We start from the raw sequence: 4,625 nt of genomic DNA, 5'->3' as shown, positions 1-4,625 counted from the left end.
TTTCAAGGTATACCCTATCGGTCAGCCGCCATAGCCCTTAAAGCCAAGGATAATGTGCCAAATAGCCACAGGCGGGTAGACTCGGGTGGTGGTATGAAATTGTTAGTTTCCGGTAAACATTGGTTGAAAAGCAATAAACCAGTATGTCATAAGTCAAATAGCCACAGGCGGGTTACTCGGATGATATGATACTGATCTGGTTCTATGAACATATACCATGATATTCTACATTGTGGAACAAATTCCTACCCGCTTAAAAAAATTTGTCTAGGTAGGAAAACCCCGGTCTGACGGCCGGGGCTGAGAATAACAGCTCATTTCACCTGATTTTAAGAGGTCGTAGCACCTGATCCGGCCGCGGAAAAACCCGCTTCAAGGGTGTAGGTGGTATTCTTGGGCACGACTCGGAAGTAATAAGTGGTAAGAGGGCTTAGCTCATATGCACTATTATCCGAAGTGTCCCCGGCCACGAATGAGAAAGGAGCGGTACCGGTGATGTCACTTACATTAAGTTTCGTAAAGCCCGTCCACTGGTTGGTGGAATAGTAGACGTCATACGCTTCGGTTGCGCTAGAATTGGTGATGCCGCTGGCGTTCCAGTGCACTGTCAGCGTGGTGCTGGTTGGAGTATCAACCGTGGGCCTGTTGTCCAACCAGGCGGGGAGGTCGTTGCTAAGTGAGCTGAAACTGAGCTGGTTGTTGGTTATTTGGGCATGGGTCCAGGAATTGCCGCTTATGTCAGTGACAGGCGGCACGTCCAGGGTATAGCTGTGGGTGCCGGCGGAATAATCCCGGTTATAGCAGGTATTGGTATTGCCCTGGACCGTCTCGGGGAAGAAGAAGAAGGTGTTCGCGGTATTGGCAAATGGCTTGTAATTCTCGGCACCTGAAACGGCGTAGGCATCGATAGTGTCGTCATAGACAACTGCCGTACCGCCTTTTTTATAGTTTGCCACCAGGCCGTTGGGATCACTTAAACTTAATAAGGTGGCGGCAGTGGTGGAGTTGACGGGCCGGTCAAAAATGACGCCCACGTTGGGCTCATAAGGCACGTTTGAGGTGCCCACAGTGTAGGTGACAACCGGCGCAACACTATCACTGAAAGCATTGTCATTTGCAGGAGTGACGTTTAAAGGAGTCCTGAAAGTGAAGGTGAAGTCGCTCCTGTTCCGGTAGTTGCCCAGGGTCAAAAGATTGTCGTCAGCAACGGTAGCCGCTTTGATCGTCACGTCGTAAAGCTCGTTGAAAGCCAGCGCGTTATCAAAGGTCAGGGTTACGGTCGTCCCCTTGTTGAGGTTGCTGTCGCTAATACCGCTGCAGCCGCTTCCCGAATTCTTGGAGTAACTGAACGACGGGTTAGAGCTGTCATATTGCCTTGTAACTATAAACTGGCTCGAATCAAATTCATTGGTGTTAACTGATTGCTTACTGAAGAAGATCTTTAAGGTTTTGGTGCTTTGCGTGTAACTGTAGCCGTTGCAGTTAAACGCCTTGTTGCCCGCGCCGCTGCCGTTGCCGTTGTAGTTCAGGGCGAAAGCACCCGGGGCAAATGAAGCGAACAGCATAGTCGCTCCCACCAACAGGGAGACTATTTTGGCGCTCTTTTTGAAAAACCTGCTTTTAAACATGAACTTTTCCCTCCTAAAAATATTTTTTTTCAATCGGTTACCCTTTTATTGCCTTTGTTTTACCTTTTTCCTCATCACTTCCGGCAACGTATTTGTGACAACAAATTCGCCTTCGGCAACCTTAGGGCATATAGCGCTACGGCCCTAATACCATCGCTAATGTATGTCCAAAGGTCACTTATATAAAAATGATGCCGGGCAAGCTTTGCGAAAAACAAAGTTCGCCCGGCATCATAAGCCAGATCAAAAACTCTCCTTTTCGCAATGGAAGGCACGTTAGTTTCCCGGCGCACCCTGCAGGCCCAAAAACCATGGTTATACGCTTTAGGTTAATTGACTCGGAAAGAAATATTTAAGTTTAAAAATACAAATTATTTAATTTAATGAATAATTAAGTCATATTAACAGATAAATCCTTAGTATTGAACATATTTTATCTGCAATGTCTTAATCTGTAAATAAGCATCAGGTCTTAAATTAATATGGACAATAGTCCCGCTTTTTGAAATATAATCCTATATTACCATAACAAATCGCTCTCTTATTTATGCCTAAACCCACTTTATCCACACATCACGAAAAGAATAATTTCAATTAAAAATAAAAGCTTTGTCCGGTTAATAAAAAAGACAAAGCTTTCTTCTTAAAAAACCTATCCTTTCCATACCGGGAGGCTTAACCGTTTCCAGTTAAACCCTGAAGGTCTGCCGCCATAGCCGTAGCCACAGGCGGTTAGACTCGGATAAAATTATTAAATTTTCGTCCCTAGCGGTGGTAAATTAATCTTCATTTACCACTATGATAATCAATATGGTTTATTTTATCATACAACTGATGAGAAATATGTCATTCCATGTCGACGAAAAATCTTTTGCAAAAAAATTGCAAAAGATTTTTAGATTAAGACAAACTATTGCTATCTTAGAGTCGGTGTTACAATTAACTCCTTTTTTTCTTCTTGACAAACAATTCCACCACTATCCAGCCGGCGATTAAAACGACGGTCAGGATAGTCAGCAAATTGGTGTAATCCAGTCCCATGCCGGCTTGCGCGGGACTCTCCGGCTTTCCTGTCTGCCCGGATGCCGCGCTTTCCCCGCTTGTATTCCCGGCAACTTGCTGCTGCCCGGCTGCCGCCGCTCCCGGCGACTTGTTTTCCTGACCGGTATTTGCCTCATTGCCGCCGGCGTTGGCCTGGAGTTGCGCGGTCTCACTGTTTGCTTGTGCGGCGTTCTTTTCGCCCGGCAGGGCAGGCTGGGAATCAGGCGAAGCCGGCTGCTGGGTGGCGGCTGTGGTTTGTGCCGCAGGCTGCGTAACAGGTTTCGTTACCGCCTGTGATATCGCCTGTCCCTGGGTCTTGAAGGAAATGTTTAACCCCTGGCCGGACGTGGTCCCTCCGAGGACGGAAACGCCATTTTTCGCTTTCAGGTCCGGCGACACTTTTAAAGTATATGATGTTCCAGGACTTAAAGGGCTGGACGGCTGGACGAATACGTTGTTTCTCTGGGAAAAATCGATGCTGTCATCCACTTTGGTCACGCTAACGGGGATGTTCTCACCGTTTTCGGAGAACAGGCTGAAGCAATTCTGGTTAATCCCCCAGATGGTGCTGTTGACCACGTTCTTGTCGAACTCCAGCTTGAATTTCGGTTCCGTGGGTACGTCGGCGGCGTCCTGCACATTGCCGCCGCCGTCAACTAGTGTAATTGAAACAAAACTTAACGGCTTTTGACCGGGTATTCCTGGGGAAGATGATTTTTCCCCTCCCTGGGCGGCAAAAGCGGCGGAGGCAAAGAATAAAAACAACAGCAATAAGACGGCTGACTTCACAAAAAGGTTTTTTCTGCCGGCAAACACGGATTATCATCCTTTCTTTCCTCTAAGGTAAGGGGACACACCTCAATTATAGGTATTCTTTTACTGACGAGGAATGTCCCCTAATTAGATCAATACAACTGACAGCACGAAGGCCAGGGAAACAAACCCTATCGCCAGTCTGTCTTTTCCCTTAAAACGCAGGCTGCCGGTTCTGATCCGGCTGGAGCCGCCGGTGTAGCACCTGCTTTCCATGGCGACGGCCAGGTCGTTGGCCCGCTGCAGTGACGCCGCCAGCAGCGGGATCAGGACGGCTGTATAGCTTTTCAGCCTGGTGATAATTTTAGGTGAGTTAAACTGCGCGCCGCGGGACCTCTGGGCGCGCGTTATGGTCTCCGCTTCTTCGATGATGGTCGGAATAAATCTCAAGGCGGTGCTGATAAGCATGGAAAACTGGCTCACGGGTATCCTCAGATAGCGCAGTGGCGAGAGCAGGGACTCGATCCCGGAGGCCAGCTTCAGCGGCGACGTGGTCATAGTCAGCAGGGAGGAAGCCAGGTACAGGATCAGCAGGCGAAAGATCGTGGACGTGCCCAGGGCGATGCCCTCTCTGGTCACACTAACGCCGCCCAGGTGAAAAACCGGCTCGCCAGATGTGAGAATTGCCTGGAAGATAAACGAAAACAGAAACAAGTACCTCAGCTTGCGCAAGCCGCGCAGAATACGGGCTATTTTTACCTGCGACAATAAAATGACCGCTATGATGATGGAGATATTGAGCAGGATCACGTACCACTTGAAATTCATCAATACTGAAAAGATGACGACAAAGCAGCCGATGATCTTGGTCCTGGGGTCAAGCTGGTGGATGACCGAATTGCCCAGGACGAACTGGCCCAGCTTCAGACCTCTCGCTTGTTTTTTTTGTTTCGTTTGTTTCATTTGTTTCATTTGTTTTTTTCCTCAAGGAGTTTTGCTATTTCCAGCTCCGCCTCCGCCAGGGTGACGATTCCGGGGTTTACGTTTTGGCCGCGTCCGGCTAGTGTATAAATTAATTGGAGGTAGTCCGGCAGCATGACGCCGGGCAGGTTCTGGAAACCTTTTTGGCGCAGGACTTCTTCCGTGTCGCCGTAAGCGGCTAATCTCCCTTTTTCCAAAACAGCGACGCGGCCGGCAACCAGG

Annotated in this window: 3 protein-coding genes, 1 pseudogene and 2 riboswitches; all 4 genes and pseudogenes read right to left on the bottom strand. The window is 48.5% G+C overall.

Features of this window, described 5'->3' with window-relative positions; translation table 11 throughout:
• Nucleotides 1-329: 329 nt before the first annotated feature.
• A complete protein-coding gene (locus A4E54_RS00650; protein WP_277444996.1) occupies nucleotides 330-1,628 on the bottom strand; it encodes a fibronectin type III domain-containing protein in 1,299 nt (432 codons plus the stop codon).
• Between the two features lie 236 nt (nucleotides 1,629-1,864).
• Nucleotides 1,865-1,984: riboswitch (molybdenum cofactor riboswitch) on the bottom strand.
• Nucleotides 1,985-2,266: 282 nt separating this feature from the next.
• Nucleotides 2,267-2,384: riboswitch (molybdenum cofactor riboswitch) on the bottom strand.
• Between the two features lie 183 nt (nucleotides 2,385-2,567).
• Entirely contained in the window at nucleotides 2,568-3,485 is a 918-nt protein-coding gene (locus tag A4E54_RS00645; RefSeq protein WP_277444995.1) for an Ig-like domain-containing domain, read from the bottom strand.
• Nucleotides 3,486-3,569: 84 nt separating this feature from the next.
• A complete protein-coding gene (locus tag A4E54_RS00640) occupies nucleotides 3,570-4,394 on the bottom strand; it encodes an energy-coupling factor transporter transmembrane component T family protein (protein ID WP_277444994.1) in 825 nt (274 codons plus the stop codon).
• Nucleotides 4,391-4,625: pseudogene (locus A4E54_RS00635) on the bottom strand (hypothetical protein); the annotation flags it as partial. The pseudogene A4E54_RS00635 and the gene A4E54_RS00640, both read right to left, overlap by 4 nt.

Source organism: Pelotomaculum sp. PtaB.Bin117 (assembly GCF_002067195.1).
GTDB classification, from domain to species: domain Bacteria; phylum Bacillota; class Desulfotomaculia; order Desulfotomaculales; family Pelotomaculaceae; genus Pelotomaculum_D; species Pelotomaculum_D terephthalicicum.
This window is presented reverse-complemented; position numbering and strand designations above follow the sequence as displayed.